Origin of the sequence: Sulfitobacter sp. W027 (genome assembly GCF_025143985.1) — a bacterium.
In the GTDB taxonomy this organism is placed as follows: Bacteria; Pseudomonadota; Alphaproteobacteria; order Rhodobacterales; family Rhodobacteraceae; genus Sulfitobacter.
Window position 1 is genome coordinate 279,417 of record NZ_CP083564.1, and the last position, 24,917, is coordinate 304,333.

The window sequence follows — 24,917 nt, forward strand, 5'->3', positions numbered from 1 at the left end:
GCATGAAGCGACGTCGGATCGCCAACCCGCGGGCAGGCGCTGGCCCTCGGATCACTAATTCACGGGATGATAGAGATGCAGTACTACGATTGCGACCGCCGCTGAGTTTGGTATCAAGCCGTAGGTGCTTTCCCTCACCACCCTTAACAAAAAAGGGCCGCCCGAGGGCGACCCTTTCGCAAACAGTCAGCCAAAGGCTCACTCGTTCACGCTGTCCTTCAGCGCCTTCGCGATGGTCATCTTGACCACTTTGTCGGCGTCTTTCTTGAACTGCTCGCCCGTGGCGGGGTTGCGGACCATCCGCTCGGGGCGCTCACGGCAATAGATTTTGCCAACGCCCGGCAGGGTCACGGCACCGCCGGCGGACACTTCACGGGTGATCAGGTTGCAAACGGCGTCGAGCGCTGCGCCTGCGGATTTCTTGTCTGTGTCCATCTCTTCTGCCAGAGCAGCAACGAGCTGGGTCTTGGTCATCGGTTTTGCCATTTTATTCTCCTTAGACTGCCCGCTTTTAGGGCCTCATGGCCGGAATGTAACGGTATGTTGTGGGATAACACAACGAATTGTGGCGCACTAAACGTGAAAACATGCGATTTTCCGCTGTTTTCGGCCTTACAGGAACGCCGTTTCGTCGAAAGACCGCAGTTTTCGGCTGTGGATCCGCTCCAATGGCATGCGGCGTAGCAACTCCATAGCCCGAATTCCGATCATCAGATGACGTGCAACTTGGGTTTTATAGAAGTCCGAGGCCATGCCGGGCAGCTTCAACTCTCCATGCAGTGGTTTATCCGAAACGCAAAGCAGCGTGCCATAGGGCACCCGGAAGCGGTAGCCATTGGCGGCGATGGTCGCGCTTTCCATATCCAGTGCCACGGCGCGGGACTGGCTGAGGCGTTGCACTGGGCCGGATTGATCGCGCAATTCCCAGTTGCGGTTGTCGATCGTGGCGACGGTGCCGGTACGCATGATGCGCTTCAGCTCATAGCCTTCGAGCTGGGTGACCTGCGCCACAGACTGTTCCAGCGCAATCTGAATCTCGGCCAGCGCCGGGATCGGCACCCAGACCGGCAGGTCGTCATCCAGAACGTGGTCCTCGCGCAAGTAGCCATGCGCCAGCACGAAATCGCCCAAAGCCTGCGTATTGCGCAGCCCGGCACAGTGGCCGACCATCAACCACGCATGGGGGCGCAGCACGGCGATATGGTCCGTGGCCGTTTTCGCGTTCGACGGGCCAACGCCGATATTCACCAGCGTGATGCCCGACCCATCCGCCCGCTTCAGGTGATAGGTCGGCATCTGCGGGGTCTTCAGCGTTTCGGGCAGCGGCGCGTCGTGATCCGTAATCTCGGCATTGCCGGTCGAGACAAAGGCGGTATAGCCGCTGTCGGGATCGCGCAGCATCTCGCGGGCGTATTGTTCGAACTCCGTCACATAGAACTGGTAGTTGGTGAAGAGCACATGGGTCTGGAAATGCTCCGGGTCCGTGGCGGTATAATGCGCCAGCCTAGCGAGCGAATAATCGACCCGTTGCGCGGTGAAGGGCGCCAGCGGGCGCACGTCGTCTTCGGGGACATAGGTGCCGTTGACGATGTCATCATTAGTGGTGCTGAGGTCAGGCACATCGAAAACATCGCGCAGGGTGAAATCGGCGGCCCCTTCTTGCGGCACGTTCAGCGCGTTGTCCCCGGACATGGCAAAATGCACCGGGATCGGCGTTGTGGAGGGACCGACGATTATCGGCTGGTCGTGGTTCTCGATCAGCAGGCCGATTTGTTGGATCAGGTAGTTCCGAAAGAGATCAGGCCGGGTGATCGTCGCCGCGAAGGTACCGGGCGACGACACATGTCCGAAAGACAGCCGTGTATCGACATGGGCATAAGAGGAGGTGCGAAACCGCAGCTCTGGATAAAATGCGCGCACGCGGGCGTCGGGGGCCGAAGTCTCCATCGCCTTGGCGAAAGCGTCATGCAGGAAGGTCGTGGCCTGCTCATAAAGTTCGGTCAGGCGGTCCACGGCGGCGGTCGCATCGCGGAAGCTTTCCGGGTTCGGGGTATCCGGGGTCAGGATCGTGGTCATGTTTGCGGCTCTAACAATGGAATAATTTCAAACTTCTGCACATCGATCAGCCCAAGGTCCGAGATCCGCAGTTCCGGGATCACCACAAGGGCCAAGAGCGAGTGCTGCATATAGGCGTTGTTCAGCTTGCAGCCACAGTCGATCATCGCCTGCACAAGTGCTTCCGCATCGGCGGCGACCTCAGCGGCGGGGCGGTCCGACATGAGCCCGGCGATGGGCAGGGCGACAAGCGCCAATTCTTCGCCGTCTCGGAAAATGGTGATGCCGCCGCCAACCTCGCGCAGCCGGTTGGCGGCCAGCGCCATCTGCTCGGCATCGGTGCCCACCACGATCATATGGTGGCTGTCATGCGCCACGGTGGAGGCCATGGCCATACGGCATTCATAGCCAAAGCCTGAAACGAAAGCGTTGGTGACTGTGCCGGTAGCGCGGTGGCGTTCGACCAGCGCGATCTGGCAGACCTCGCCTGTGGCCTGCACCCGGCCTTCGGTGACCGGCAGTTCAAACTTCAACGCGCGTGTGGGGGCTTGGTTTTCGACTACACCGATGACATTGGCGGTGACGGCGTTTGCGCCTTCGGGGGCGGGGATGTCGAAGTCATCGGCGCTTAGGTCGCGTGCCATGTTCACAGTGTTGCGAGCCATGTCAGGCCAGTCGTAATGCGGGCAATCGACGAGGCATCTGCCGTCTTCGGCCACCACTTCGCCCCGCGCAACAACAGTCTCTATGGGGAGGGTTTTGAGGTCGGAGGTCAGGATCACATCAGCGCGACGGCCGGGGGTGAGCGAGCCGATCTCACGCTCCAACCCGAAGTGGGTGGCGGTGTTGATCGTCGCCATTTGCAGCGCGACCAGTGGGTCGCAGCCGCAGTCGATGGCATGGCGGACCACGCGGTTCATATGACCCTCGCTCGTGATGGTGCCGGAGTGGCTGTCATCAGTGCAGAGGATCATATTGCGCGAGTCGAGACCCTTTTCGGTGATCGCGGTGATTTGGGTTTTGACGTCATACCACGCCGATCCCAGCCGGATCATCGACCGCATCCCCTGCCGCATCCGCGCCACGGCGTCCGCTTCGCAGGTGCCTTCGTGGTCATCTGCCGGCCCGCCCGACACATAGGCGGCAAAGGCGGGGCCGAGGTCGGGCGAGGCATAGTGGCCCCCCACCGTTTTACCTGCACGCTGGGTCGCGGCGATCTCGGCCAGCATCTGCGGGTCGGCGTTGCTGACGCCGGGAAAATTCATCATCTCGCCCAAGCCGATAATACCGGGCCATGCCATGGCTTCGGCCACATCCTCGGCGGTGATCTCGAAGCCTGTCGTCTCAAGCCCCGGTGCAGAGGGGGCGCAAGAGGGCATCTGAGTGAAGATGTTGATCGGCTGCATCAGCGCTTCATCATGCATCATGCGCACGCCGTTCAGACCCAGCACATTGGCGATCTCATGCGGGTCGGTGAAGGCCGATGTCGTGCCATGCGGGATCACGGCGCGGGCGAACTCGGCGGGGGTGAGCATCGTGCTTTCGATATGCATATGCCCGTCGCAGAGGCCGGGGACCATATAGCGGCCCCGTGCCTCAATGATCTGGGTGTTGTCGCCACGGCAATGGCTTGCGTCCGGCCCGACAAAAGCGATGCGCCCGGCGGCAATGGCGATGTCATGATCGGGCAGGCATTCGCGGGTGTGGACATTCACCCAGATGCCGCCCGTAATGATCGTATCAGCGGGGTGCCGCCCGGCAGCGACCTCGACCAGTTGCGCGGCCACGTCGGGCCAAGAGGGAAACGTTTTATCTGTCATGTCCAAAGGTGCCATAGGGGCGGGGGAGGTTCAAGCGGGCGGGCAGAATGAAAAGGCGCTGGATATTGCCAGAGCGCGCCAGATACGGCTAACTGTGGTTCAAGCTAATGACGGGGCGGTCGGATGAATTTTCTCTTTGTGCATCAGAACATGCCCGGTCAGTACCGAGAATTGGTGCAATGGCTGGCCCAAGTCGGCGGACATCGCATCTATTTCCTGACCCAACGGCAGAATGCACCTAAATTGCCGGGAGTTGAAACCCGCATCTACCGTCCCCATCACTTGCCCACCAAGAAAGCCTATGGCCTCTCCAAGGTCTGGGAAGAGGCCGCAGGCAGTGGCTTCGGTGCCGTCGACGCGGCCCAGCAGATCGAAAAGCAAGATGGCTTTCGACCCGATATCATTATCGGCCATGTCGGTTGGGGAGAGCTGAGCTTTTTCAAACAGCTTTGGCCCGATGTGCCGATCATTGGGTATTTTGAGTATTACTATAATATGACTGGCGGCATGGTGGGCTTTGACCCTGCTGAGAAAATCTCGACCCATGCGCCCTACCTCAACCATGCGCGCAACCTTGTGCCGCTGGCGAATATCGAAACTGTCGATCTTGGCCACTGCCCGACCTATTGGCAACGCGACCGTTTCCCAAAGAGCTTTCACCGCAAGCTTTACGTCTGTCACGATGGTATTCGCACAGATCAGTTGCTGCCGGACCCGAATGTCAGTGTGCGCTTGGGGCGCCTGGCGCGCCCCGTGACGCGCGATGATGAGATCATAACCTATGTGGCGCGCAATCTGGAGAAGACGCGCGGGTTTCACACGATGATGCGCGCCCTCCCGCGTATCTTGGCCGAGCGGCCCAAGGCGCGGGTGGTCATCGTCGGTGGCAATGACGTGTCTTACGGCAAACAAAGTGATCATCCCGGCGGGCTGCGCGGCGAGATGACAGCAGAGCTGGGCGATAGGGTCGATTGGGAGCGGGTGCATTTCGTCGGTAAGGTGCCTTACCCTGATTTCATGAAACTGGTGCAGATCAGCCGCTGCCACATCTACTTGACGATGCCCTTCGTGCTGTCTTGGTCCCTGCTTGAGGCCATGTCGATGCAGGCGACGATTGTAGCCTCGGATGTGGCTCCGGTCCGCGAAGCGGTGACCCATGGAGAGACCGGGCTGCTGGTCGATTTCTTCGACCCCGATGCGCTTGCCGCACAGGTGGTTGAAGTGCTGGCCAATCCGCAAGACCACGCGCATCTGGGTCCCGCCGCACGGGCGCATGCAGTTGAAAAATACGATTTTCTCACCCGCTGCCTGCCCGAGCACCTCGCGCGGATCAATGCGCTCGTGCCCGAGGGCAAACGGATCAGCTAGCCCGGATCAATTGGCGAGATTTCCAGCCGTGTTCACAAGACCAAAGACCGATCCAACAAGACCGAGAATGGTGCGTGTATCCGACAACGGACTTTCGGTCGCGAGCACCAAATCACCCGATTGAATGTGGAAATTCCGCGCTGAGAACAGCCCGTCAGAGGTTGTAAGGTCCAACGTGAACACCACCCGCGTGCGGCGGGGGCCGCGCACACCCGCGCTGACCGCGCTTGCCGGGTATTCGCGCAGGATCAGGATGCCCTCCGGGTCGGCGCGGGATTCATTCACCCCGCCGATGGTCGCCAGCGCATCCAATGCTGAGACTTCATCGCGGTTGAATGGAAACTGCGCTTCGCGCCCCGCAGCGCCCAGCGACAGAAAGTAGCGGCGATCCTTCTCGATAATCAGCTTGTCACCACCGATCAGCCGGGTGTCGAGGCTGGGATTCTCATAAAGCCGGTTGATCGAGGTCGTATAGATGTTCGCACCCCGGACCAGTTTGACCTGCGGGTTTTCGATACTGTTTTGCACCCCGCCGCCCGCCGAGATCGCCGCCAGAACGGTGAAGTTGTTGTCTGGCATCAGGATGTTTCCGGGGCTGTTCACACCGCCCACAAGATCGATGGAGTTGCCGCGCCCTTCGGTCATGGCCAGTTGGACCTGTGCCGATGGAACGATGGCCTCAAGCCGCCGCTGCAACAGTTGCCGCGCCGAATCCGGGGTCCGGCCAGAGACCTGAACCTTGCCGATATAGGGCATGAAGATCGTCCCGCTTTCCGAGACACGAATTCCCGGAAGGGTGGCGACCTGTTGGCTTGGCGATGTCAGCAGCGAGTTGTCACCGCTGTCCCAAACCAGAATGTCCAGCCGATCGCCGGGGCGGATGACTTGGGCATTCGAACCCCGGCTGGCGCCTATCCAGCCATGACGCCTTTCGCCGGTGCGGGGCCATTGTGCGACGCTGGGCAGGAAGGCGCGGGTGACGGGGTAAACGGCGATATCAGCATCTGGTGTTGCTGCCTCTTGCGTGACCTCTTTTTGAATGGCCGCGCCGCGGGGAAGGTTGCCACAGGCTGCCAGCGAAAGGGCCAGCAGGGCTGAGAGGAAAAGCTTGCTCAGGTGCTTCATAAGATGCGCAATCGCCTTCTGGTGTTTCGCCGTCGAACCGGGGTACTTGTGCCTATATGCAGCGTAAATTGGCGGGTTGCAAAGGATGTTGTAAACCCCGCCCGATCTGAAATTCTAGTCCGTCAGGATAGAGGCAGAACCTATGACGTCAATGATTTCAAAAGGGAGTGCAGTTCCGAGTGGCGCTGTGGCATTTGACGGCGTTCTCCTGCTGGGGGCGACAGGGCGTTTGGGTGGCATGCTCCGCCGTCACTGGCCTGAAGCGCAGTCGCTGCGCAGCCAGTCGCGGCAGCCTCAGCCTGAGTTTCATCAATTTGACCTGCCGGCTATCGGCCAGCGGCCAAGCGATGCGGCCATCGCTGCCGCCCGTGGCGCGCGGGCGATTATCTGCTTATCGGGGATAACCCCGGCGCGGGCAGGGGCAAGCGGGGCCAACCTGAGTGAGAATGTGGACATCGCCCTCGGCGCGCTAAACTTGGCAGTTGCTGCTGCTGTCCCTCGGATATTCGCAGCCTCTTCGGCGGCAGTCTATGGCGCGGGGGCAGGCCCACTGACGGAGGATGTGCGATGCGCGCCGCTTTCGGACTACGGCAAAGAAAAGCTTGCGATGGAGCAGGCGATGTTGAAAACGCGGGCCGGCGTGGCGGTTACCCTGCTGCGGATCGGCAATGTCGCCGGAGCTGATGCGATTCTTGGTGGCTGGCAGCGGGGCATGCAGATTGATCAGTTCCCCGACGGCCGCACGCCAAGCCGCAGCTATATCGGGCCGGTCACACTTGCGCGGGTGCTGCATCAGCTTTGTTCGGCAGACAACCTGCCGCCAGTTTTAAATATCGCGGCCCCGGGCGCGGTGCAGATGGGCGCGTTGCTTGACGCAGCAGGTCTGGAATGGCAGCCCAAACCGGCACCGGCTGCGGCCATTCCTGAGGTGCAGCTTGATACAAGCGCGCTTGAACGTCACGTCGATTTTGCGCCAGAAGCCCAAACGCCCGCCGGTTTGGTAAGGGAATGGCAGCAGGATATGAAGAAACTATGAAGGCCCTCCTATGACCTGGCGCAAGCGCATCTTCGACCTGTTCTTTGCCAGTCTGCTTGTCATCATCCTTGGGCCGATCCTGCTCGGATTGCTGATCTGGTTGCTGCTCAAAGAAGGGCGACCCCTGTTTCACGTGGCCGAGCGGATGAAAACGCCTCAGCAGAGTTTTAGCTTGTGGAAGCTGCGCACAATGACCGTGGTGGACGATGACCAAGGCGTATCTGGCGGGAACAAGAGCGCGCGGATCACCCCCACTGGCGCATGGCTTCGGGCACGGCGTCTTGATGAGTTTCCGCAGCTTTGGAACATATTGCGCGGCGATCTGAGCTTTGTCGGTCCCCGCCCACCGCTGCGCGAATATGTAGAGCGTTTTCCCGCGATCTATGCCGAAGTCCTGAAATCTAGGCCCGGCGTGACCGGTCTTGCGACGATCCGCTTTCACAAACATGAAGAGCGGCTGCTGTCGCGCTGTGACACGCCCGAAGAGACCGACAGGGTCTATTGTCGCATTTGCGTTCCGCGAAAGGCGCAGCTTGATCTGATTTACCAACGCCATCAAAGCACCTGCTACGACTTTGATTTGGTATTTCAGACGATTGGAAACCTCTTTCGCCGTAGCTAGAGACTGCGGCGGGTAGGCGGGGGGCCGCTTGGGGGATTCGTGAATAATTGGTCTTTTAATGAAACCATGGCATTGTTTGCTGCATATTTAGGCAAATGTAGATTCGGATGGCTATGTATTGCGCGCGGTTGACTGTTTTTGCGTTTGATGGTGCCCATCAAGGCCTGCATGGACGAAAGAGGGTTATTAGTACGCTCTGGGCGCAATGCGGTCGAGAATACAGTCGAACACAAGGGAACGGCGCATGCTGAGCATTATCAAGTCGCTGACCAAACGGCAAAAGCGCGTGATTATGCTAACGCTCGATTCCCTTCTGATCGTTGTCGCAACGATTTCCGCCTTAGCGGTACGCGGACTGCCTGAACACTTCCTCGAAACATTGATCAGCTACGCCCCTGTTTTGCCTTTCACTCTGATTGCCGGGGTATTTATCTCGATCTGCCTGGGTGTCTGCAGCACTCAGTTAAACGCCTATGAGACCGCAGCGGTGGGAAGTACCGCAATTTTGGCGACCGCCCTCGCCGCCCTTTCCTTGATCGCAGCGTCTCTTCTGAGGCTTGATTTCCCAATGGGCGTGCACGTCATGTTTGGGGCAATCTTCTTTTCGCTGGTCGTGCTTTCTCGCGTGATTTTGCTGCATATCGTGCTGCGGCTCTACCGTTTTGGCGACGCGCGCTGCCGGGTCTTGATCTATGGCGCGGGCACCACGGGAACGCAGCTGGTCTCAGCGCTTCGCGGGCATGAAACGATTGAGCCTATTGCCTTTGTGGATGACAATATCGCGTTGCAGGGTCTTAAGGTTTCAAGACTTCCAGTTTATTCTCCATTGGGCATTGCAGAATTGGCTATGGAAAAGCAAATCGACCGTGTGTTGTTGGCTGTGCCATCGCTCAGCACCCCTAAGCAGGCGCAGATCGCGCGGCGGTTGGAGAAACTGGGGCTTGAGGTGCAAACCCTCCCCTCCTTCGCGCAGTTGATCGGCGAAGAGGCTTTGGTCGACAAGCTCTCCCCCGTCTCGCCGCGCCGCTTCCTGAACCGGGATGAGATTGCCCCCCAGATCGGTGAGGGGGTAATCAGCTATGCAGGTAAGGTGGTTCTAGTGTCCGGCGCGGGCGGTTCCATCGGCTCGGAACTTTGTCGTCAGGTCATGCTCTGCCGCCCTACGAAACTGGTGCTTTTCGAGCTGAGTGAACTTGCTCTTTATAACGCCGACATGGAGATGCGGCAGTTGGCCGAGGGCACCGATATCGAGATCATATCGGTCTTGGGCACAGTGACCGACACCCGGCAACTGCGCAAAGTACTGTCTCTGCATGAGGTCAATGTGATCCTCCACGCCGCCGCCTATAAACATGTCCCATTGGTAGAGGCGAACCCGCTTTCGGGATTGGTAAACAACGTTCTGGGTACGCAGGCTTTGGCCGAACAGGCAGCGCGGGCGGGTGTGGAGCGGTTCATCCTTATCTCAACCGATAAGGCCGTGCGTCCCACCAATATCATGGGCGGGTCCAAGCGGCTTGCCGAACTTGTCATTCAGGACATGGCCCGCAAATACGGTGGCGAGGGCGGTGTGATCTTCTCGATGGTCCGCTTTGGGAATGTCTTGGGGTCCTCCGGGTCTGTCGTGCCCCTGTTCCAAGAACAGGTCAGCCGCGGCGGGCCATTGACGGTGACCGATCGTGGCGTCGCGCGATACTTCATGACCGTCGAAGAAGCTGTGCGGCTTGTGTTGCAGGCGGGGTCTCTGGCCCAAGGGGGGGAGGTTTTCGTTCTCGACATGGGCAAGCCTGTGCCAATTCTCAAGTTAGCGCGGCAGGTTATTGAGACGGCAGGGTACACCGTGCGGGATGAAGACAACCCAGACGGCGATATTGAGATTGAGATCACTGGCCTGCGCCCCGGCGAGAAGATGACCGAAGAGCTGACGCTGAGCGGAGTGCTTATCAAGACGGCCCACTCCAAGATCTATTCCGCCCGCGAAGACGGGTTGAACGAACTGGAAATCGCCTCGGTTCTGCGGGACCTGCGCGAAGCACTTGTGGCCAATGATGAGGATTTGGCCCGTCAGGTGGTTTATCGCTGGGTAGAGGGCTTTGCCCCGCCAGAGGCCCTGAGGAAATCTTCCTGATCCAGGCGGCATATGTCGCGATATTGCTGCGATTGAATCGCGCGGCCGAACGGCGACAGGACAGAGATTGATTTGCAGGTCCCGTCCATGCCAAATCAGGATAACAATAATACGGTTGAGAGGCAGGTCGTGGATCAGCGAACGAAATTTAAAACGCGTCAGCTGTGCCGGGGCCCTGTGGTGTCTTTGCTGTTGGCAGGCGTGGCGCTGCCCGGCGCCGTGCTGGCCGACCCGACCTACCATATATTCGAGACCCCGGACCGCCCCTCATTGAACTTTTACGGCTCGCCGGGTCTGGTGGATATGCCGACCGCCCATGCGCTGCCGGATGGGCAGCTTACCATAGGCATTTCAAACTTTGCGGGCATGACCCGGAGCACACTGACCTTTCAGGCAACGCCGCGTCTGTCGGCCAGCTTTCGTTATGTTGGCCTTCGTGATTGGAACGACGTTGTTCCCAGCAAATTTGACACCTACCGCGACCGCAGCTTTGACGTGCGCTACCTATTAAAAAAGGAAGACGACTTTTGGCCTGCGGTCACTGTGGGTTTGCAGGACTTTGCGGGCACGGGGATCTACGCCGGCGAATATGTCGTGGCCACCAAAACTTTTGACAACACGCTACTGCCCGGTCGCGTGAAGGTTACGGGCGGTCTGGGCTGGGGCCGTTTGGGAAGTCACGGCAGCATCGGCACACCTTTCGGAGGCAACCGCGGGGCATTCGATGCGGGCGACACGGGGGGCGAGCCATCATTCGACCAATGGTTTCGCGGGCCTGCTGCCCCCTTTGCCGGTGTTGAATGGGCGGTAAACGACCGTTGGACCGTCAAGGCGGAATACAGTTCCGACGCCTATGAGACCGAAGATGCCTCACGCGAAATCTTCACCCGTAAATCGCAGTTCAACTTCGGGACGGAGTATCAATATTCTGACGGGCTACGCTTGGGTGCCTATTATCTCTATGGGGCGGAAATCGGGGTAAACCTGCAATACCAGCTAAACCCCCGCAAACCACTTACCCCTGTTGCAATTACCCCGGTCGCACCGCTGAAGGTCCGGCCCAGTCGCACCACCTCACCGGCGGCTTGGGATACGCAATGGGCTGCCAGCACCAACCAGCAACACAGCCTGCGTGATCAGGTTAAGGACGTGTTATCCGCCAGCGGCCTCTCCCTCGTCGCGCTGAAACTCGATTCCGCAAATGCTGAGTTGCGCCTGCGCAATGACCGGTATCAAGCTCCGGCAGTCGCGGTTGGTCGCGGCGCGCGCGCGCTGGCGTGGGTGTTGCCCGCCTCGGTCGAGACCTTCCGCATCGTTCTAGTGGAAGAGGGGCTCGCGCAATCGGCCGTGACCCTGCGCCGCTCTGACCTAGAAGCTTTAGAGTTTGACCCCCAAGCCGCCGATGCGCTTTTGGCGGTGGCTGGCATTGGCGAAGCCGCCCCACGCCTGCGCGGCGCGATGGAGAACGACGATCTCTACCCTGATTTCGCGTGGTCAATCGGCCCCTATCTGTCGCCCAGCTATTTTGATCCGGACGAGCCCGTTCGGCTGGATGGCGGAGTGGAGCTTAAGGGCCGCTATCGCCCCGCGCCGGGCTGGATCGTCGCCGGCAGTATGAAACACCGCCTGTTCGGCAACGTGGGCGATAAGACGACGCCGAGCAATTCTAGGTTGCCCAAAGTCCGCACCGAAGGGCCGCGTTATGCCCGCGAAGGGGAGACGGTCATCGACAACGCCTATGTCAGCAAGCAGTGGAAGGCTGGCAATGACCTCTATGCGCGGGTCACGGCGGGTTACCTTGAACGGATGTTCGGGGGCGTCTCGGCAGAGCTGTTGTGGAAACCTGTGAGCAGCAACCTCGCCCTTGGAGTCGAAGCCAATTATGTCAAAAAGCGCGACTATGACGGTGCTTTGGGCTTTCTCGACTACAGTGTCGCGACCGGCCATGTCTCGGCCTATTACGCGTTCGGCGGTGGCTATCACGGGCAAGTAGACGTGGGCCGCTATCTGGCGGGCGATGTCGGGGCGACCGTGACCCTGACGCGGGAATTTGCCAATGGATGGAAGGTCGGCGGCTTCTTCACGATCACGGATGTCTCGGCTGAGGAATTTGGCGAAGGCTCCTTTGACAAGGGTATCAACCTGACGATCCCGGTCGGTTGGTTCTTAGGCGAGCCGGACAAGCGCAGCGTGTCCACCACGATCCGGCCCATCCAACGTGATGGCGGGGCGCGGCTTCAGGTGCCGGGCCGTCTTTATGAACAGGTGCGCAGTGGTCACCGCAACTCACTGGAAGATCAATGGTCGAGGGTCTGGGAATGAAGCGTGTTGCAACCGGTCTCCTGTTGATCGCCAGCGTGGCTTTAAGCGCCTGCGCCGGTGGCGGTCGCGAAGAGGAACGCAGCCCGCTGCTCAGCGCAGGCAGCACATTGTTCAGTATCCTCAAAGACCGCACCGGGCCGGAGGCGCCCGCCAAAGGGCGGGTTACCGTGACCCGTGCGCTGCTTGACAAGACGCCCGGCGCGGTCTTGCAGGTGGTGCCGGAGAACACTGGCTTGCAGGATTTTCTAAAGCGGGTCGCCCGGCGGTCCGATAGCACACCGGGGATGGTTGAAGTCTGGCAGTCGACGGATCAGGCCCAGATTGTTCTGCGAGAAGGTGTGCTGGTCGGGACCAAGGGACTGGGCGGTGATATGCGCTCGGCTCAGGCCCAGACGATGATCGCGGCCTTGGACGGGCGGGGCGGCGGGGGCGAAAGGCTCATCACGCTGGCGCGGCTTGATGGCACGGCACAGGCGGTGCCCTTTGCCTGTGACGTAACCCATTTGGGGCCTGAGACGATCCAGATCGTCGACCGCCGCCTGTCGGTACGCCACATCCGCGAGGTCTGCGTTTATGACACGACGAGCTTCACCAACGACTATTGGGCCGAAGTTGGAACCGGCAAGATCCGCCGATCGCGGCAATGGGCTGGGCCGCAGTTCGGCTATATGACGATCGACCTGTTGAAAGACTGAATTCACTGCTTGGCGCTTGTGATCGCGGCGCGCGCGGGCCAGTTTGGCGGTATGGATAAAACGCTTCTTTCTCTCGGGCATGGCTATAGCGCCCGCGCGCTGGCCGCGCGGCTGATCCCGCAAGGCTGGCGGATCATCGGCACTACCCGAAGCGCCGAAAAACTCGATGAAATCGCCGCAACGGGGGTGGAGCCGATGCTCTGGCCGGGCAGCGATCTGACCGCGCTTTTGCAAGAGGTGCCGAACCTTCTGGTCTCTGCCGGGCCGGGGCCGGACGGCGATCCGGTGTTGCATGCCCTGCATAATAAGATCGCCGCCGCAGCCCCGGACCTGCGGTGGGTCGGCTACCTGTCTACCACCGGCGTTTACGGTGACCACGGTGGCGATTGGGTGGATGAGACCACGCCCCTCGCGCCCTCTACCCGCCGTGGCGTAGCGCGGGTGAAGGCCGAGGCCGCATGGGGCGCGATCCCAGACCTGCCGCTGCATATCTTTCGGCTCGCGGGCATCTACGGCCCCGGTCGGGGCCCGTTTGCCAAGGTGCGCAAAGGCACGGCGCGGCGGATCATCAAGCAGGGTCAGGTCTTTTCGCGCATCCATGTGGAAGACATCGCCCAAGCGTTGGAACTGTCGCTGGCCACTCCGCAACCGGGCGCGGTCTACAACCTCTGCGACGACGACCCGGCTCCGCCGCAGGATGTGATCGGCCATGCCGCCGACCTCTTGGGCCTGCCCTTGCCCCCGGCGGTGGATTTCGACGAGGCCGAGATGACCCCCATGGCGCGCAGTTTCTATGCGGAGAGCAAGAAGGTCCGGAACGATCACGCTAAGGCGGCGTTGGGCTGGCGACCGATCTACCCTGACTACCGCTCTGGTCTGGCCGCGCTTTTGGGGTCGGATGACTGAACCCGAGGCTTTGCATGCGTCAAGACGAACACACCTTGGCCTATCTGCTCGATAGTATGGAGCGCGCGGCGGAAAAGGAAGCGGTGTCGATCAACGATGTATTGCACGAGATCGGCGACCGTTCCATCACGCCGTTGATCCTGATTGTCGCCTTGTTGCTGGTCTCGCCCCTGTCGGGCATTCCCGGTGTCTCGACCCTCGCGGCGGTGACGATCATCCTGCTGGCAGTGCAGGCCGTGACCGGGCGGCGCAGGCTGTGGATGCCGCAGTTTCTGTTGCGTCGTGAGGTGGCGGGCCATCGGTTGAGCGGCTGCGTGCGCTTTTTGCGTCGTCCCTGCGCCTTCGTCGACGGGCGCTGCAAACCACGGCTGCAATTCCTCACCACCGGGGCGATGCGATTCATCACGCTTATCGTGGTCACAATCATTCCGCTCGGCTGGCCCTTCATGGAGGTGCTGCCGATGATGTCATCCCTCGGCGCTGGTACCGTGGCGCTGTTGGTCTTCGGCCTGTTCACCCGCGATGGGCTCTTCGTGCTTTTGGGCTATCTTTGCGTGGCGATCACGCTGGTCGCAGGCGGCCTGCTGGTGCTGACCGCCACCAGTTAGGCGCGCTGCGCGCCTAAATCAGCGACGCCGAGCACGTCGAGCACCTTGGCAGTGATCTGTTCAGCGTTCATCCCCGCCACGGCGTACATATCCGCCGGGCTGGCCTGATCGATGAAGGTATCGGGCAGCACCATGGAGCGGAACTTAAGCCCCTTATCAAAGACCGCCTCATCGGCAAGCAGTTGCGCCACATGGCTGCCAAAGCCGCCTACGGCACCCTCTTCGATGGTGATCAGTGCTTCGTGGTCTTGAGCCAGTTTCAGAATCATCTCGCGGTCGAGCGGCTTGGCAAAGCGCGCATCGGCAATGGTGGGAGTGATGCCCTTGGCGCTAAGCTGCTCAGCGGCTTTCTCGACTTCTTCGAGCCGCGTGCCAAAGGACAAGAGCGCAACCTTGCTGCCTTCCCGGATCATCCGGCCCTTGCCGATTTCCAGTGGCGTGCCGCGCTCTGGCATCTCAACGCCCCGACCTTCGCCACGCGGATAGCGGAAGGCGATAGGCCCATCGTTATGTGCAGCGGCGGTGGCGACCATATGGCGCAACTCGGCCTCATCGGCGGCGGCCATCACCACGAAACCCGGCAGATTGGCGAGGAAAGCCACATCAAATGCGCCTGCGTGGGTTGGCCCGTCAGCGCCGACCAATCCGGCGCGGTCGATGGCGAAGCGCACGGGCAGACGCTGGATCGCGACGTCATGCACGACCTGATCGTAGCCGCGCTGCAAGAATGTCGAATACATGGCGCAGAAGGGTTTCATCCCCGCCGCCGCAAGCCCCGCGCAGAAGGTCACGCCATGTTGCTCGGCAATGCCCACGTCGAAGCAGCGGCTGGGGTAGCGTTCGGCGAAAAGATCAAGGCCGGTGCCGTCGGGCATGGCGGCTGTCACGGCGCAGATCTTGTCGTCCTCGGCGGCCTCAGTCAGCAGGCTGTCGGCAAAAACGCGGGTGTAGCTGGGTGCATTGGAGGGGGCCTTCTTTTGCTCGCCCGTTACCACGTTGAACTTGGCCGTGGCATGGCCGCGATCCCGCGCGGCTTCGGCGGGGCCATAGCCCTTGCCCTTTTGGGTCTGGATGTGGATCAGGATCGGCCCCGTCGCGCGCTGGCGCACGGTGCGCAGTACAGGAAGCAGCTGATCCATATCGTGCCCGTTGATCGGCCCGAGGTAGGAAAACCCGAGGTTCTCGAACAGCGTCCCGCCAACGGCCATACCCTTGAGCATGTCCTTGGCGCGTTTGGCACCCTCGCGGAACGGTTCGGGCAGCAGGCTCACCGCGCCCTTGGCGGCGGCTTTGAAATCTTGGAACGGCGCTTCGGCGTAGAGGCGGCTGAGGTAGCTCGACATCGCGCCCACGGGCGGGGCGATGGACATCTCATTGTCATTCAGGATGACGATCAGCCGTTTCTTCAGATCGCCCGCGTTGTTAAGCGCCTCATAGGCCATGCCTGCGCTCATCGCGCCGTCCCCGATCACGGCAATCGCGTCGCCTAGCCCTTCGGGGATCACACCGCCCAGATCGCGGCCCACGGCAAAACCGAGCGCGGCCGAGATCGAGGTCGAGCTATGCGCCGCGCCAAACGGGTCATAGGGAGATTCGCTGCGTTTGGTGAAGCCCGACAGCCCGTCCTTCATGCGCAGGCTGCGGATGCGGTCGCGGCGTTCGGTCAGGATTTTGTGCGGGTAGCACTGGTGGCTGACGTCCCAGATGATTTTGTCGCGCGGGGTATCAAAGACCGCGTGCAGCGCCACGGTCAGCTCCACCACACCAAGGCCCGCGCCGAGGTGTCCGCCAGTTTCAGATACCGCCGAAATCGTCTCGGTCCGCAATTCACGGGCGACTTGGATCAGCTGGGCATCAGACAGGTGTTTCAGGTCCGCGGGGCGGGTCACCTGATCAAGCAGGGGGGTGGCGGGTTTGTCACTCATCGGGGCCTCTCTGGTGCCGCATTGGCGCATGTGCCGCCCGGCTAGCTGTCGCGGGCAATAACGAAGGCGGCAGCCGCTCGCAAGCTCTGCGCCTCTGATCCATAGTCAGATAGGGCGTCACAGGCCATGTCCACCAATTCGGCGGCACGGGTCTTGGCCCCGGCCAGCCCAAGGTGGGACACAAAGGTCGCTTTGCCCGCTGCGTCGTCTTTGCCCACGGCTTTGCCCACGGTCTCGGCGTCGCCTTCAACGTCAAGGATGTCATCGGCGATCTGGAACGCAAGGCCAAGGTGTTTGGCGTAAGCCCCAAGCGCCGTGGCATCGGCTCCGGCCATGCGTGGGCCAGCCATGGCCGACCATTCAATCAGCGCGCCGGTCTTGCCTGCCTGAAGCGCCGTAATCTCGGCCAGCGACAATGGGGCGGGCGCGGTTTCGGCGGCGATGTCCAGCGCTTGACCGCCGACCATACCGCCCACGCCTGCCGCTTGGGCAAGGCTCGTCATTAGGATCAGACGCGCCTCTGCAGGGCAGGCGAGTTGCCCGAGTAGTTCAAAGGCCAGCGTTTGCAGCGCATCTCCGGCCAGAACGGCGGTGGCCTCATCCCATTTGCGGTGCACGGTCGGCTGGCCCCGGCGCAGGTCGTCGTCGTCCATGCAGGGCAGATCGTCATGCACCAGCGAATAGGCATGCAGCGCCTCAATCGCGCCCGCTGCCGGGGCGGCCATGCCGGAGGCGATGCCGTGCAGCCGGGCGGATTCGATCACCAGAAAACCACGCAGCCCCTTGCCGCCCGTGCAGGCATAGAGCATCGCCTCGGCCACCGGGCCTTTATGTGCGCTCAGCGCCGCTTCGATCTGCGCCTGTGCCAAATCACAGGCATGGGCAAGCGCCGCTGCCAAGGGAAGGGGGGTGGACTGTAAGGTCATGCAGCCGGTCAAAGCCCTTCGACGGGTTTCAGCCCATTGGGGTTGCCATCGCCATCAAGGGTGATCGCAGCGACCTTTTCCTCGGCTTCTTTCAACTTGGCCTCGCAACGCGCTTTGAGCTTGGCCCCGCGTTCATATAGCGCGATGCTTTCGTCCAGCGCGACATTGCCGTTTTCAAGCTGGCTCAGCACTTTTTCAAGCTCGGCCATGGCGGTCTCAAAGTTCATCTCTTCTACAGGTGTGTCAGACATTACGCGCCTCATTGGTCGGAATTTCGCGCGACAATAGAACTTCGCGCCGCGCATTGCCAGCAGGCTGGCCGCATGAATTTTACCTATCTGTTTCGCTGAAGGGCCGGGTCAGTCCGGCGCCAGCATATAGCCCGCGCCGCGCACGGTTTGCAGGTATTGCGGCTGTTTCGGATCGCTCTCGATCTTGCGGCGCAGGCGGGTGATTTGAACGTCCACCGCGCGCTCCTGCGCTTGACCCCGGTCGCGGCCCAATTCTTCGACCAGTTTGGACCGGCTGAGCGCGACACCGGGCTGCGCGGCGAAAATCTTCATCAGGTGCACTTCGGTCGCGGTGAGACGTACCAGATCGTCACCCTGCCACATCTCGCCCCGCTCCATGTCATAGCGGATCACACCGAGCGACAGCACCTTCGGCGCAGCATCGGCGGCAGAGGTATCGGGCATACGGCGCAGGATCGCATTGATGCGCAGCAACAGTTCTTTGGGTTCAAAAGGTTTGGGCAGGTAATCATCCGCCCCGGCCTCCAACCCTTCGATACGGTTGTCGGTCTCGCCCTTGGCGGTCAGCAGCAAGATCGGCGTTTGCAGGCTTTCGCGCAGGGATCGGGTCAGCGCCATGCCATCTTCGCCCGGCATCATCACGTCGAGCACGATAAGATCAAACTCCAACCCCGCCAGCACCCGGCGGGCATGGGCGGCATCGCGGGCGGTGCTGACCAGAAAGCCGTGCCGCATCAGGAATTTCTTCAACAGGCTACGGATGCGCTCATCGTCGTCAACAACCAGCAGGTGCGCGTCAAGTTCGTTCATGGGGCGCTTTCGCGGAGCCGGTCAAAGCTTTGGCGCATTTCGGGGTCCATCATGGCCTCCAATACCGTTCTGAAGCCGGCCACAGCTTCGGGGCCGGCGGTGCGAAAGGCCAGCCGCATGCGCGCGCGCTGAGCATCCGATAGCTCCTGTTCCAGCTTGCGACCCTCGTCGGTCAGGAACAGATGCCGCTCGCGCTTGTCATTGCGGCCAACCTTGCTTTGCACCAGACCATCGGCGATCAACGTGCGCAAGACACGGTTGAGCGATTGTTTGGTGACCCCAAGGATATTGAGCAGGTTGTTTACGGTCGTGCCGGGAGCGCGGTTGATAAAGTGTATGGCGCGGTGATGGGCGCGGCCATAGGCCATATCGGCCAGAATCCGGTCAGGGTCCGCGGTGAAACCACGATAGGCAAAGAACATCGCCTCGATCCCCTGCCGCAGTTGTTCGTCGGTCAAAAACAGCAGGCTGTCGCCACTGCTTGGGGCCATCATCCGCCCGTCAGCCATAGTATGTCTCAATCTCTCTCACGCCTGATGTAGATCAGTTTACGTCAGCCTTGTTGACATTCCAATAGTGAAAGGCTATCGAATCCCGTGTTTTGCGCAATTAAATGTCTGCATATGCTGATTTTTGCGCAATTTTTGAAAAGATAGCGGGTCATTTGGGAGGGAAATACCATGGCAGGCGGATATGACAACCGAGACGGGCACATCTGGATGGATGGCAAAATGGTGGACTGGCGCGAGGCCAATGTCCACATCCTTACCCATGCGATGCACTACGCCTCCTCGGTTTTCGAGGGCGAGCGCGCCTATAACGGCAAAATCTTCAAAAGCCGCGAGCATTCGGAGCGTCTGAAGCGCTCGGCCGCAATGATCGACTTCGAGATCCCCTACACCATTGACCAGATCGAAGCCGCCAAGGCCGAAGTCCTCGCCGCCTCTGGCCTGCAAGACGCCTATGTGCGCGCGGTCGCATGGCGCGGTGTGGGCGAAGACATGGGTGTCGCCTCGGCCCGCAACCCGGTGCGCTTGGCTATCGCGGCATGGGAATGGGGTGCCTATTACGGTGACGCCAAGATGAAGGGTGCCAAGCTCGACATCTCCAAATGGAAGCGCCCCAGCCCTGAGACGATCCCGAGCCATGCCAAGGCGGCGGGTCTCTATATGATCTGCACCATGTCCAAACATGCGGCCGAGGCGAAGGGCTGTTCGGACGCGATGATGTACGACTACCGCGGCTATGTGGCCGAGGCGACAGGCGCGAATATCTTCTTCGTCAAGGACGGCGAAGTGCACACGCCGACGCCCGATTGCTTCCTCAACGGCATCACTCGCCAGACCGTGATCGGCATGCTGAAGGACAAGGGCATCACCGTCCACGAGCGCCACATCATGCCCGAGGAGCTCGAAGGTTTCGAGCAATGCTGGCTCACCGGCACCGCCGCCGAGGTGACCCCGGTGGGGCAGATCGGCGACTGGAAGTTTGAGGTCGGCGCGCTGACCCGTGACATCGCCACCGACTATGAAAAGCTGGTGCGCAGCTAAACGCTGCCACTGAACTTTGCCAAAGTCACGCCGCCGTCCTGCAAACCCTTGCGGACGGCGGTTGCGATTTGAACGGCCTCTGCCGTATCGCCATGCAAGCAGATCGTGTCGATCCGCGTGGGGATATGCTTGCCGCTCTCGGTGATGATCGCGCCGACCCTGACCATCTCGACCATCCGCGCGGCGGCATGATCGGCGTCATGGATCACCGCGCCGGGCTTGCTGCGGTCGACCAAAGTGGCGTCATCGTTGTAGGCGCGGTCGGCGAAGATTTCTCCGGCCCATTTGCAGCCCAGTGATTTCACCGCCCGTTCCTGCGCCGTGGCGGCCAGCACCATGACGATGAGGTCAGGGGCTACGCTGAGCGCCGCTTCATAGAGATCGCGGGCCAGTGCCTCATCCTCAGACGCCATATTCGCCAGCGCCCCGTGCAGTTTCAGATGCCGCACTTCGGCCCCGACGCTCCGCGCCATGCCGACGCTTGCCGCGACTTGATAACGGATTTGGTTCCGCAAGGTGCCGCGCGGCACCGCCATGCGGTTGCGCCCGAAGCCCGCGAGATCCATGAAGCCCGGATGCGCGCCGATGCCGACGCCGTTTTCATGCGCCATGCGCATCGTCGCGGCCATCACGTCTGCGTCGCCCGCGTGCCCGCCGCAGGCGACATTGGCCGAGGTCACGACGCGCAGAAGCGCCGCGTCGTCGCCCATTTTCCATGGGCCAAAGCTCTCGCCCATGTCGGCGTTGAGATCGACGGTGGTCATGTCTTGTCCTTCTCGAAGGGGTCGGCGGTGGCCGAGACCACGCCAGAGATCAGTTGATAGCCCAAGAGATCGCGGATGCGCGCGGGATCGCGCAAAAGGGGCTGGCGGCGCTTGGGCAGGGCGGCAAGGTCGGCGCGGTGGCGCGTCTCGGCGGCCAGCGCTTCGTCGAGGTCGATGAACGCGAATTGCAGCGCAGCACCCGGCTGGGCCTGCGCGACGATCGGCAGGTCACAGGGGATCACCGTGCCAATGCGGGGGTAGCCACCAGTGGTCTGACATTCACACAGCAGCACAAAGGGCGCGCCATCGCCGGTGATCTGGATGTCGCCGGGGGTGATGACTTCGGACACGATGGTCAACTGCCCGCCGGTCGCGAAACCTTCGCCGTCGTGATCCATCCGCGCGCCCATGCGGTTAGCGCGGGCATCGCGGCGAAAGGTGGTTTCGGTAAAGCGCGCGCGGGTAGCATCGTCAAAGGCGTCGGTCTGCATGGAGGCGACGATACGCACGCGATCTGCGCCAAAGCGGTCGTCACGGGGGAGGGTCAGGTTCGTCTCTCCGCCCTTGTCTGCCCCCAGCGGCAGGGTCTCCCCGCTCTGCAGCAGGGCACCGATGCCAGCGGCCAGATGGCTGGAACGGGACTCCATCACCGGCTCAATATTAAAGCCGCCGCCCACATGCAGGTAGCCGTAAGCCCCATCACGCGCGCCGCCGATGGTCAGTTTGGCCCCGGCAAGCAGTAGGTGGCTGGCGTTCCATGCAATCGCTTCGCCGTCGATGTTCACCTGCATCTGCGCCCCGGTCAGGGCGATGCGGGTGTCCTGATCGGCCTCGAAACTGCCGCCGCTCCCGGCCATCTCCAGCGCCGCGCAATTCGGGTCTTGGCCCAGCAAGGCGGCCCCTTCGTGCAGGGCGGTCGGATCCGCCGCGCCGCCATGGGTCAGGCCGAGCGCGCGGTAGCCGGGGCGGCCAAGGTCTTGGATGGTCATGGCCGGACCGGCTTGAAGGATGGTCAACGTGGCACTCATGTCAGCGCCTCCCGCTCGGCACCGCCGGTGGGGTCATCAGCGATGCGGTCGAACTCTTGCCGGGGGATCGACGGGAAGATCAGCTCATCGCCCGGCGACAGCGGAAAGGGCATGGCGCTGCCCGGGCGGAAGGTGCGAAAGGCGGTTTGCCCGATATGCCGCCAGCCGGTGGGGGAGGCATTGGTGAAGATGATCAACTGCCGAATGGCCACGACCAGCGAGCCCGGCGGCACCGATTTCGTCAGCCCCTGCTGGCGCGGGATGTCCCAGTGCGGGGGCAGTTCACCCATATAGGGCTGGCCGGGGGCGAAGCCGATGGTCAGCACCCGCACCCGCGCCTGCGACAGTTCTGCGATCGCCACATCGGGGTCGAGGCCCGCAGCCTCGGCGGCCTCCTCCAACTGCGGGGCGAGGTCGGTGCCATAGACCGTGGGCACATGCCACAGGCTGCGCCCGGCGGGGAGGGCTTCGGCGAACCAGTCGCGGGTTTCGAGTAATCCGCGCAGGCGGTCGGTCATCGTGGTGATGGCCTCTTGGGATACCTCGAATTGCACGAAGGTCGACACCAACGAGGTGCTGGTCTCGCTCACTTCGGACCAGTCCTGCTCCTCCACCGCCGCGCGAAAGGCGAGGGCGGCGCGGTTGGCGGGTTCGGACATCTTCTCGGCAAAGGTGACCAATAGGCCGGAGAGGCCGACGCTGCGGATGCGGGGCCAGTCAGTCATTGCGGAGCATCCTTTCGTAAAGGCGCGGCAGCAGCACCGGGGTCAGATACATCGGCAGTTGCCAGCAGCCGATAAAGATCATCAAGGGCGCCACCACATCTGCAGGCAGCGCCACGAGAAACAGCGCGATATTGCGGTTGCCTGCGCCGATCGCCAGTGGTCCGGCGACGGGATGCAACGGGCCACGGCGCAGGACCAGCAAAGCCCCCGCTTGCAAGAGATAGCTTAGGGCGAAGGCCAGCAGCGTCCAGCCCGCCACGGCCCATGGATCGCTGCGCAACGCAGGGTTCAGCGCGGCCATCAGCCCCACCACGATGACCGAGAAGGCGAGTACGGATGCGCCATCCAGCGCCTCGGTCTGGCGCGGGGTGGGATGGGGCAGGAAGACATGGCGCAGGGCAAAGCCCAGCCCCGTCGCGCCAAGGATCACCGCCAAGAGCCGCAGGGCGGCGAGGGCGATTTCCGAGGCTGGACCGAGTTGCGGCAGGGCCGCCAGCACCGGAAGAACGGTCAGCGGAAAGGCGGCGGTGCCCAGCACCATCAGTTGCATCATCCGCCCCGCGTCGAGGCGCATCAGCAGGGCGAGGTTCACACTGCCCGTCAACGCCGGGGCCGCAGCGGCAAGGGTCACGGCCAGTGCCGCGGGCGACTGTCCCAGCCCTGCCAGCATGAAGCCCCCCAGCAGCAGCAGGGGCAGCACCGTCTGCAAGGCCAGCACCGAGGCCAGCCCCCAAATGAGATCGCGCACTGCTCCAAGCGCCGCGCGATGCCCGATTCTGAGCGCGGTGATCGTCAGAAGCGCGGCCACCATCTGCGGCAACCAATCGGCCAGCATCGCGGCCAGCGCGGGCAGAGCCAAACCTGCCAGCAACCCGACGATCAGGCAGGCCCGCGCATGGCGCGAAGCCAGTCTGAGGATATGCCGCATCTAGGGTCACCCCGAGGCCGGGCCGCTGCGCAGGTTCTCGGGCAGCCATGTCGCCACTTCGGGAAACCAGATCAGCACGAAGACCATAAAGACCATGATCGCAAACATCGGCAGGGCGGCCTTGGTGATATAGCCCATTTCGTGATTGGTCATGCCTTGCAGCACAAAGAGGTTAAACCCGATCGGCGGCGTGATCTGCGCCATCTCGACCACGACCACAACGAAGATGCCGAACCAGATCAGATCGATGCCTGCACCGCGCACCATCGGCTCAACCACGGCCATGGTCAGCACGACCGAAGAGATACCATCAAGGAACATGCCCAGCACAATGTAGAAGACCAAGAGCGCCATCAGCAGCTCGAACCGCGACAGTTCCATCGCCGCGATCCCATCGGCCAGTGCGCGGGGCAGGCCGGTGAAGCCCATCGACAGTTTCAGGAAGGCCGCGCCCGCGAGGATCAGCGCGATCATGGCGGAGGTCCGCATCGCCCCCATTAGGCTTTCGCGGAAGCTGTGCCAGTTCAGCGAGCCTTGGAACAGCGCCAATGTCAGCGAGCCAATCACGCCGATCGCGGCAGCTTCGGTTGCTGTGGCAAAGCCGAGGTACATCGACCCAATCACAACCGAGATCAGCGCGAAGACCGGCAATAAGAAACGCGAGTTGCGCAGTTTGTCGGCAAAGCTCATGTCGGTCTCGATATCGGGGTTCCAGTCTTTTGACAGCTTACTGGTGATCGCGACATAACCCATGAACATCAGCGCCAGCAGCAGGCCGGGCATGACGCCCGCGAAGAACAGCTTGGTGATGCTTTCGTTCACCGTCACGCCATAAACGATCAGCGCCAGCGAAGGCGGGATCATCAAGCCCAGCGTGGCCGCGCCCGCCAATGTGCCGATGATCATCTTCTCAGGATAGTTGCGCGCCCGAAGCTCCGGGATCGACATCTTACCGACGGTTGTCAGTGTCGCGGCAGAGGAGCCGGAAACAGCAGCAAAGACCGTGCAGCCGACGATATTCGTATGCACCAGCCCGCCCGGCAGTTTGGCGAGCCACGGCGACAGGCCCTTGAACATGTCTTGAGACAGGCGCGTCCGGTAGAGGATCTCGCCCATCCAGACGAAAAGCGGCAAGGCGGTCAGTGTCCAGCTCGAGGAGCTCGCCCAGATCGTGGTGATCATCGTGTCGCCGACGGGGCGGGTGGTGAACAGTTCCATCCCGACCCAGGCAACGCCCATCAGGGCCAAGCCGACCCAGACACCGGTGCCGAGCAGGAAGAACAGAACGATTAAAAACAGGGTAATGGCGTAAATCTCGGTCATGG

General features: G+C 61.7%; 23 protein-coding genes. 9 read left to right on the top strand and 14 right to left on the bottom strand.

The window, feature by feature from the left end; translation table 11 throughout:
- Nucleotides 1–198: 198 nt before the first annotated feature.
- From K3759_RS01345 to ade, 3 genes are all read right to left on the bottom strand, one after another.
- Entirely contained in the window at nucleotides 199–486 is a 288-nt protein-coding gene (locus K3759_RS01345; RefSeq protein WP_007118569.1) for an HU family DNA-binding protein, read from the bottom strand.
- Nucleotides 487–612: 126 nt separating this feature from the next.
- Nucleotides 613–2,076 (bottom strand): AMP nucleosidase, encoded by a 1,464-nt coding sequence (locus K3759_RS01350; protein ID WP_259983866.1) that lies wholly within the window; start codon nucleotides 2,074–2,076, stop codon nucleotides 613–615.
- Complete coding sequence (gene ade / locus K3759_RS01355; RefSeq protein WP_259983868.1) at nucleotides 2,073–3,875, bottom strand: adenine deaminase; 1,803 nt, start codon at nucleotides 3,873–3,875, stop codon at nucleotides 2,073–2,075. Before ade ends, K3759_RS01350 begins: the two co-directional genes overlap by 4 nt.
- Before the next feature lie 123 nt (nucleotides 3,876–3,998).
- Here ade and K3759_RS01360 point away from each other — a divergent pair, with 123 nt between their 5' ends.
- Nucleotides 3,999–5,243, top strand: coding sequence for a glycosyltransferase family 4 protein (locus K3759_RS01360; protein ID WP_259983869.1), 1,245 nt, complete (start codon nucleotides 3,999–4,001; stop codon nucleotides 5,241–5,243).
- 6 nt (nucleotides 5,244–5,249) lie between these two features.
- On the opposite strand, the gene K3759_RS01365 is transcribed toward K3759_RS01360, so the two are convergent.
- The gene (locus K3759_RS01365) at nucleotides 5,250–6,368 is read right to left on the bottom strand and encodes a polysaccharide biosynthesis/export family protein (RefSeq protein WP_259983870.1); all 1,119 of its coding nucleotides are present in this window, start codon (nucleotides 6,366–6,368) and stop codon (nucleotides 5,250–5,252) included.
- Nucleotides 6,369–6,510: 142 nt separating this feature from the next.
- Between K3759_RS01365 and K3759_RS01370 the strand changes: the two genes are divergently transcribed.
- The 7 genes from K3759_RS01370 (at nucleotide 6,511) to K3759_RS01400 (ending at nucleotide 14,685) form a co-directional block, all read left to right on the top strand.
- The gene (locus K3759_RS01370) at nucleotides 6,511–7,404 is read left to right on the top strand and encodes an NAD(P)-dependent oxidoreductase (RefSeq protein WP_259983871.1); all 894 of its coding nucleotides are present in this window, start codon (nucleotides 6,511–6,513) and stop codon (nucleotides 7,402–7,404) included.
- A 10-nt stretch (nucleotides 7,405–7,414) separates the two neighbouring features.
- Nucleotides 7,415–8,026 (top strand): sugar transferase, encoded by a 612-nt coding sequence (locus K3759_RS01375; RefSeq protein WP_259983873.1) that lies wholly within the window; start codon nucleotides 7,415–7,417, stop codon nucleotides 8,024–8,026.
- Nucleotides 8,027–8,270: 244 nt separating this feature from the next.
- The gene (locus K3759_RS01380; RefSeq protein WP_259983876.1) at nucleotides 8,271–10,154 is read left to right on the top strand and encodes a nucleoside-diphosphate sugar epimerase/dehydratase; all 1,884 of its coding nucleotides are present in this window, start codon (nucleotides 8,271–8,273) and stop codon (nucleotides 10,152–10,154) included.
- Nucleotides 10,155–10,334: 180 nt separating this feature from the next.
- Nucleotides 10,335–12,476 carry a YjbH domain-containing protein gene (locus K3759_RS01385; RefSeq protein WP_259983878.1) on the top strand — a complete coding sequence of 714 codons (2,142 nt, stop codon included), beginning with the start codon at nucleotides 10,335–10,337 and terminating at the stop codon, nucleotides 12,474–12,476.
- Nucleotides 12,473–13,171: a YjbF family lipoprotein gene (locus K3759_RS01390; protein ID WP_259983879.1), complete on the top strand. Its 699-nt coding sequence runs from the start codon at nucleotides 12,473–12,475 to the stop codon at nucleotides 13,169–13,171. The genes K3759_RS01385 and K3759_RS01390 overlap by 4 nt, the downstream gene beginning before the upstream one ends.
- 51 nt (nucleotides 13,172–13,222) lie before the next feature.
- On the top strand, nucleotides 13,223–14,077 hold the full coding sequence (locus K3759_RS01395; RefSeq protein WP_259985532.1) for an SDR family oxidoreductase: 855 nt from the start codon (nucleotides 13,223–13,225) through the stop codon (nucleotides 14,075–14,077).
- Between the two features lie 14 nt (nucleotides 14,078–14,091).
- Nucleotides 14,092–14,685, top strand: a complete 594-nt coding sequence (locus K3759_RS01400) for an exopolysaccharide biosynthesis protein (RefSeq protein ID WP_259983881.1) — start codon at nucleotides 14,092–14,094, stop codon at nucleotides 14,683–14,685.
- Here K3759_RS01400 and dxs read toward each other — a convergent pair.
- The 5 genes from dxs to K3759_RS01425 all read right to left on the bottom strand — a co-directional run bounded on the left by dxs (nucleotide 14,682) and on the right by K3759_RS01425 (nucleotide 19,106).
- Nucleotides 14,682–16,610 (bottom strand): 1-deoxy-D-xylulose-5-phosphate synthase, encoded by a 1,929-nt coding sequence (gene dxs, locus K3759_RS01405; RefSeq protein WP_259983883.1) that lies wholly within the window; start codon nucleotides 16,608–16,610, stop codon nucleotides 14,682–14,684. The two genes, K3759_RS01400 and dxs, sit on opposite strands and share 4 nt — an antisense overlap.
- Before the next feature lie 41 nt (nucleotides 16,611–16,651).
- On the bottom strand, nucleotides 16,652–17,536 hold the full coding sequence (locus tag K3759_RS01410) for a polyprenyl synthetase family protein (protein WP_259983884.1): 885 nt from the start codon (nucleotides 17,534–17,536) through the stop codon (nucleotides 16,652–16,654).
- An 8-nt stretch (nucleotides 17,537–17,544) separates the two neighbouring features.
- A complete protein-coding gene (locus K3759_RS01415) occupies nucleotides 17,545–17,787 on the bottom strand; it encodes an exodeoxyribonuclease VII small subunit (RefSeq protein WP_007118582.1) in 243 nt (80 codons plus the stop codon).
- 108 nt (nucleotides 17,788–17,895) lie between these two features.
- Nucleotides 17,896–18,597 carry a response regulator gene (locus tag K3759_RS01420; RefSeq protein WP_259983888.1) on the bottom strand — a complete coding sequence of 234 codons (702 nt, stop codon included), beginning with the start codon at nucleotides 18,595–18,597 and terminating at the stop codon, nucleotides 17,896–17,898.
- Complete coding sequence (locus tag K3759_RS01425) at nucleotides 18,594–19,106, bottom strand: MarR family winged helix-turn-helix transcriptional regulator (RefSeq protein WP_067264985.1); 513 nt, start codon at nucleotides 19,104–19,106, stop codon at nucleotides 18,594–18,596. Before K3759_RS01425 ends, K3759_RS01420 begins: the two co-directional genes overlap by 4 nt.
- A gap of 171 nt (nucleotides 19,107–19,277) precedes the next feature.
- On the opposite strand from K3759_RS01425, the gene K3759_RS01430 reads away from it, so the two are divergent.
- Nucleotides 19,278–20,147: a branched-chain amino acid aminotransferase gene (locus K3759_RS01430; RefSeq protein WP_259983891.1), complete on the top strand. Its 870-nt coding sequence runs from the start codon at nucleotides 19,278–19,280 to the stop codon at nucleotides 20,145–20,147.
- Here K3759_RS01430 and K3759_RS01435 read toward each other — a convergent pair.
- The 5 genes from K3759_RS01435 to K3759_RS01455 are packed head-to-tail and all read right to left on the bottom strand — an operon-like array spanning nucleotide 20,144 to nucleotide 24,915.
- Entirely contained in the window at nucleotides 20,144–20,911 is a 768-nt protein-coding gene (locus K3759_RS01435; RefSeq protein WP_259983893.1) for a LamB/YcsF family protein, read from the bottom strand. The genes K3759_RS01430 and K3759_RS01435 overlap by 4 nt on opposite strands.
- A complete protein-coding gene (locus K3759_RS01440; RefSeq protein WP_259983895.1) occupies nucleotides 20,908–21,939 on the bottom strand; it encodes a biotin-dependent carboxyltransferase family protein in 1,032 nt (343 codons plus the stop codon). The genes K3759_RS01435 and K3759_RS01440 overlap by 4 nt, the downstream gene beginning before the upstream one ends.
- Nucleotides 21,936–22,664, bottom strand: a complete 729-nt coding sequence (locus K3759_RS01445) for an allophanate hydrolase subunit 1 (RefSeq protein WP_259983897.1) — start codon at nucleotides 22,662–22,664, stop codon at nucleotides 21,936–21,938. Before K3759_RS01445 ends, K3759_RS01440 begins: the two co-directional genes overlap by 4 nt.
- Nucleotides 22,657–23,592: a hypothetical protein gene (locus K3759_RS01450; protein WP_259983899.1), complete on the bottom strand. Its 936-nt coding sequence runs from the start codon at nucleotides 23,590–23,592 to the stop codon at nucleotides 22,657–22,659. The genes K3759_RS01445 and K3759_RS01450 overlap by 8 nt, the downstream gene beginning before the upstream one ends.
- Before the next feature lie 6 nt (nucleotides 23,593–23,598).
- The gene (locus tag K3759_RS01455) at nucleotides 23,599–24,915 is read right to left on the bottom strand and encodes a TRAP transporter large permease (protein WP_259983901.1); all 1,317 of its coding nucleotides are present in this window, start codon (nucleotides 24,913–24,915) and stop codon (nucleotides 23,599–23,601) included.
- Nucleotides 24,916–24,917 lie beyond the last annotated feature (2 nt).

Excerpts from the sequence above, each read along its gene's own strand:
- K3759_RS01450 (WP_259983899.1), bottom strand. The coding sequence starts at position 23,592 with ATGCGGCATATCCTCAGACTGGCTTCGCGCCATGCGCGGGCCTGCCTG.
- K3759_RS01445 (WP_259983897.1), bottom strand. The coding sequence starts at position 22,664 with ATGACTGACTGGCCCCGCATCCGCAGCGTCGGCCTCTCCGGCCTATTG.
- K3759_RS01455 (WP_259983901.1), bottom strand. The coding sequence starts at position 24,915 with ATGACCGAGATTTACGCCATTACCCTGTTTTTAATCGTTCTGTTCTTC.
- K3759_RS01350 (WP_259983866.1), bottom strand. The coding sequence starts at position 2,076 with ATGACCACGATCCTGACCCCGGATACCCCGAACCCGGAAAGCTTCCGC.
- K3759_RS01420 (WP_259983888.1), bottom strand. The coding sequence starts at position 18,597 with ATGAACGAACTTGACGCGCACCTGCTGGTTGTTGACGACGATGAGCGC.
- K3759_RS01425 (WP_067264985.1), bottom strand. The coding sequence starts at position 19,106 with ATGGCTGACGGGCGGATGATGGCCCCAAGCAGTGGCGACAGCCTGCTG.
- K3759_RS01375 (WP_259983873.1), top strand. The coding sequence starts at position 7,415 with ATGACCTGGCGCAAGCGCATCTTCGACCTGTTCTTTGCCAGTCTGCTT.
- K3759_RS01395 (WP_259985532.1), top strand. The coding sequence starts at position 13,223 with ATGGATAAAACGCTTCTTTCTCTCGGGCATGGCTATAGCGCCCGCGCG.
- K3759_RS01435 (WP_259983893.1), bottom strand. The coding sequence starts at position 20,911 with ATGACCACCGTCGATCTCAACGCCGACATGGGCGAGAGCTTTGGCCCA.
- K3759_RS01400 (WP_259983881.1), top strand. The coding sequence starts at position 14,092 with ATGCGTCAAGACGAACACACCTTGGCCTATCTGCTCGATAGTATGGAG.
- dxs (WP_259983883.1), bottom strand. The coding sequence starts at position 16,610 with ATGAGTGACAAACCCGCCACCCCCCTGCTTGATCAGGTGACCCGCCCC.
- K3759_RS01390 (WP_259983879.1), top strand. The coding sequence starts at position 12,473 with ATGAAGCGTGTTGCAACCGGTCTCCTGTTGATCGCCAGCGTGGCTTTA.
- K3759_RS01415 (WP_007118582.1), bottom strand. The coding sequence starts at position 17,787 with ATGTCTGACACACCTGTAGAAGAGATGAACTTTGAGACCGCCATGGCC.
- ade (WP_259983868.1), bottom strand. The coding sequence starts at position 3,875 with ATGACAGATAAAACGTTTCCCTCTTGGCCCGACGTGGCCGCGCAACTG.
- K3759_RS01430 (WP_259983891.1), top strand. The coding sequence starts at position 19,278 with ATGGCAGGCGGATATGACAACCGAGACGGGCACATCTGGATGGATGGC.
- K3759_RS01410 (WP_259983884.1), bottom strand. The coding sequence starts at position 17,536 with ATGACCTTACAGTCCACCCCCCTTCCCTTGGCAGCGGCGCTTGCCCAT.
- K3759_RS01440 (WP_259983895.1), bottom strand. The coding sequence starts at position 21,939 with ATGAGTGCCACGTTGACCATCCTTCAAGCCGGTCCGGCCATGACCATC.
- K3759_RS01360 (WP_259983869.1), top strand. The coding sequence starts at position 3,999 with ATGAATTTTCTCTTTGTGCATCAGAACATGCCCGGTCAGTACCGAGAA.
- K3759_RS01380 (WP_259983876.1), top strand. The coding sequence starts at position 8,271 with ATGCTGAGCATTATCAAGTCGCTGACCAAACGGCAAAAGCGCGTGATT.
- K3759_RS01365 (WP_259983870.1), bottom strand. The coding sequence starts at position 6,368 with ATGAAGCACCTGAGCAAGCTTTTCCTCTCAGCCCTGCTGGCCCTTTCG.
- K3759_RS01370 (WP_259983871.1), top strand. The coding sequence starts at position 6,511 with ATGACGTCAATGATTTCAAAAGGGAGTGCAGTTCCGAGTGGCGCTGTG.
- K3759_RS01345 (WP_007118569.1), bottom strand. The coding sequence starts at position 486 with ATGGCAAAACCGATGACCAAGACCCAGCTCGTTGCTGCTCTGGCAGAA.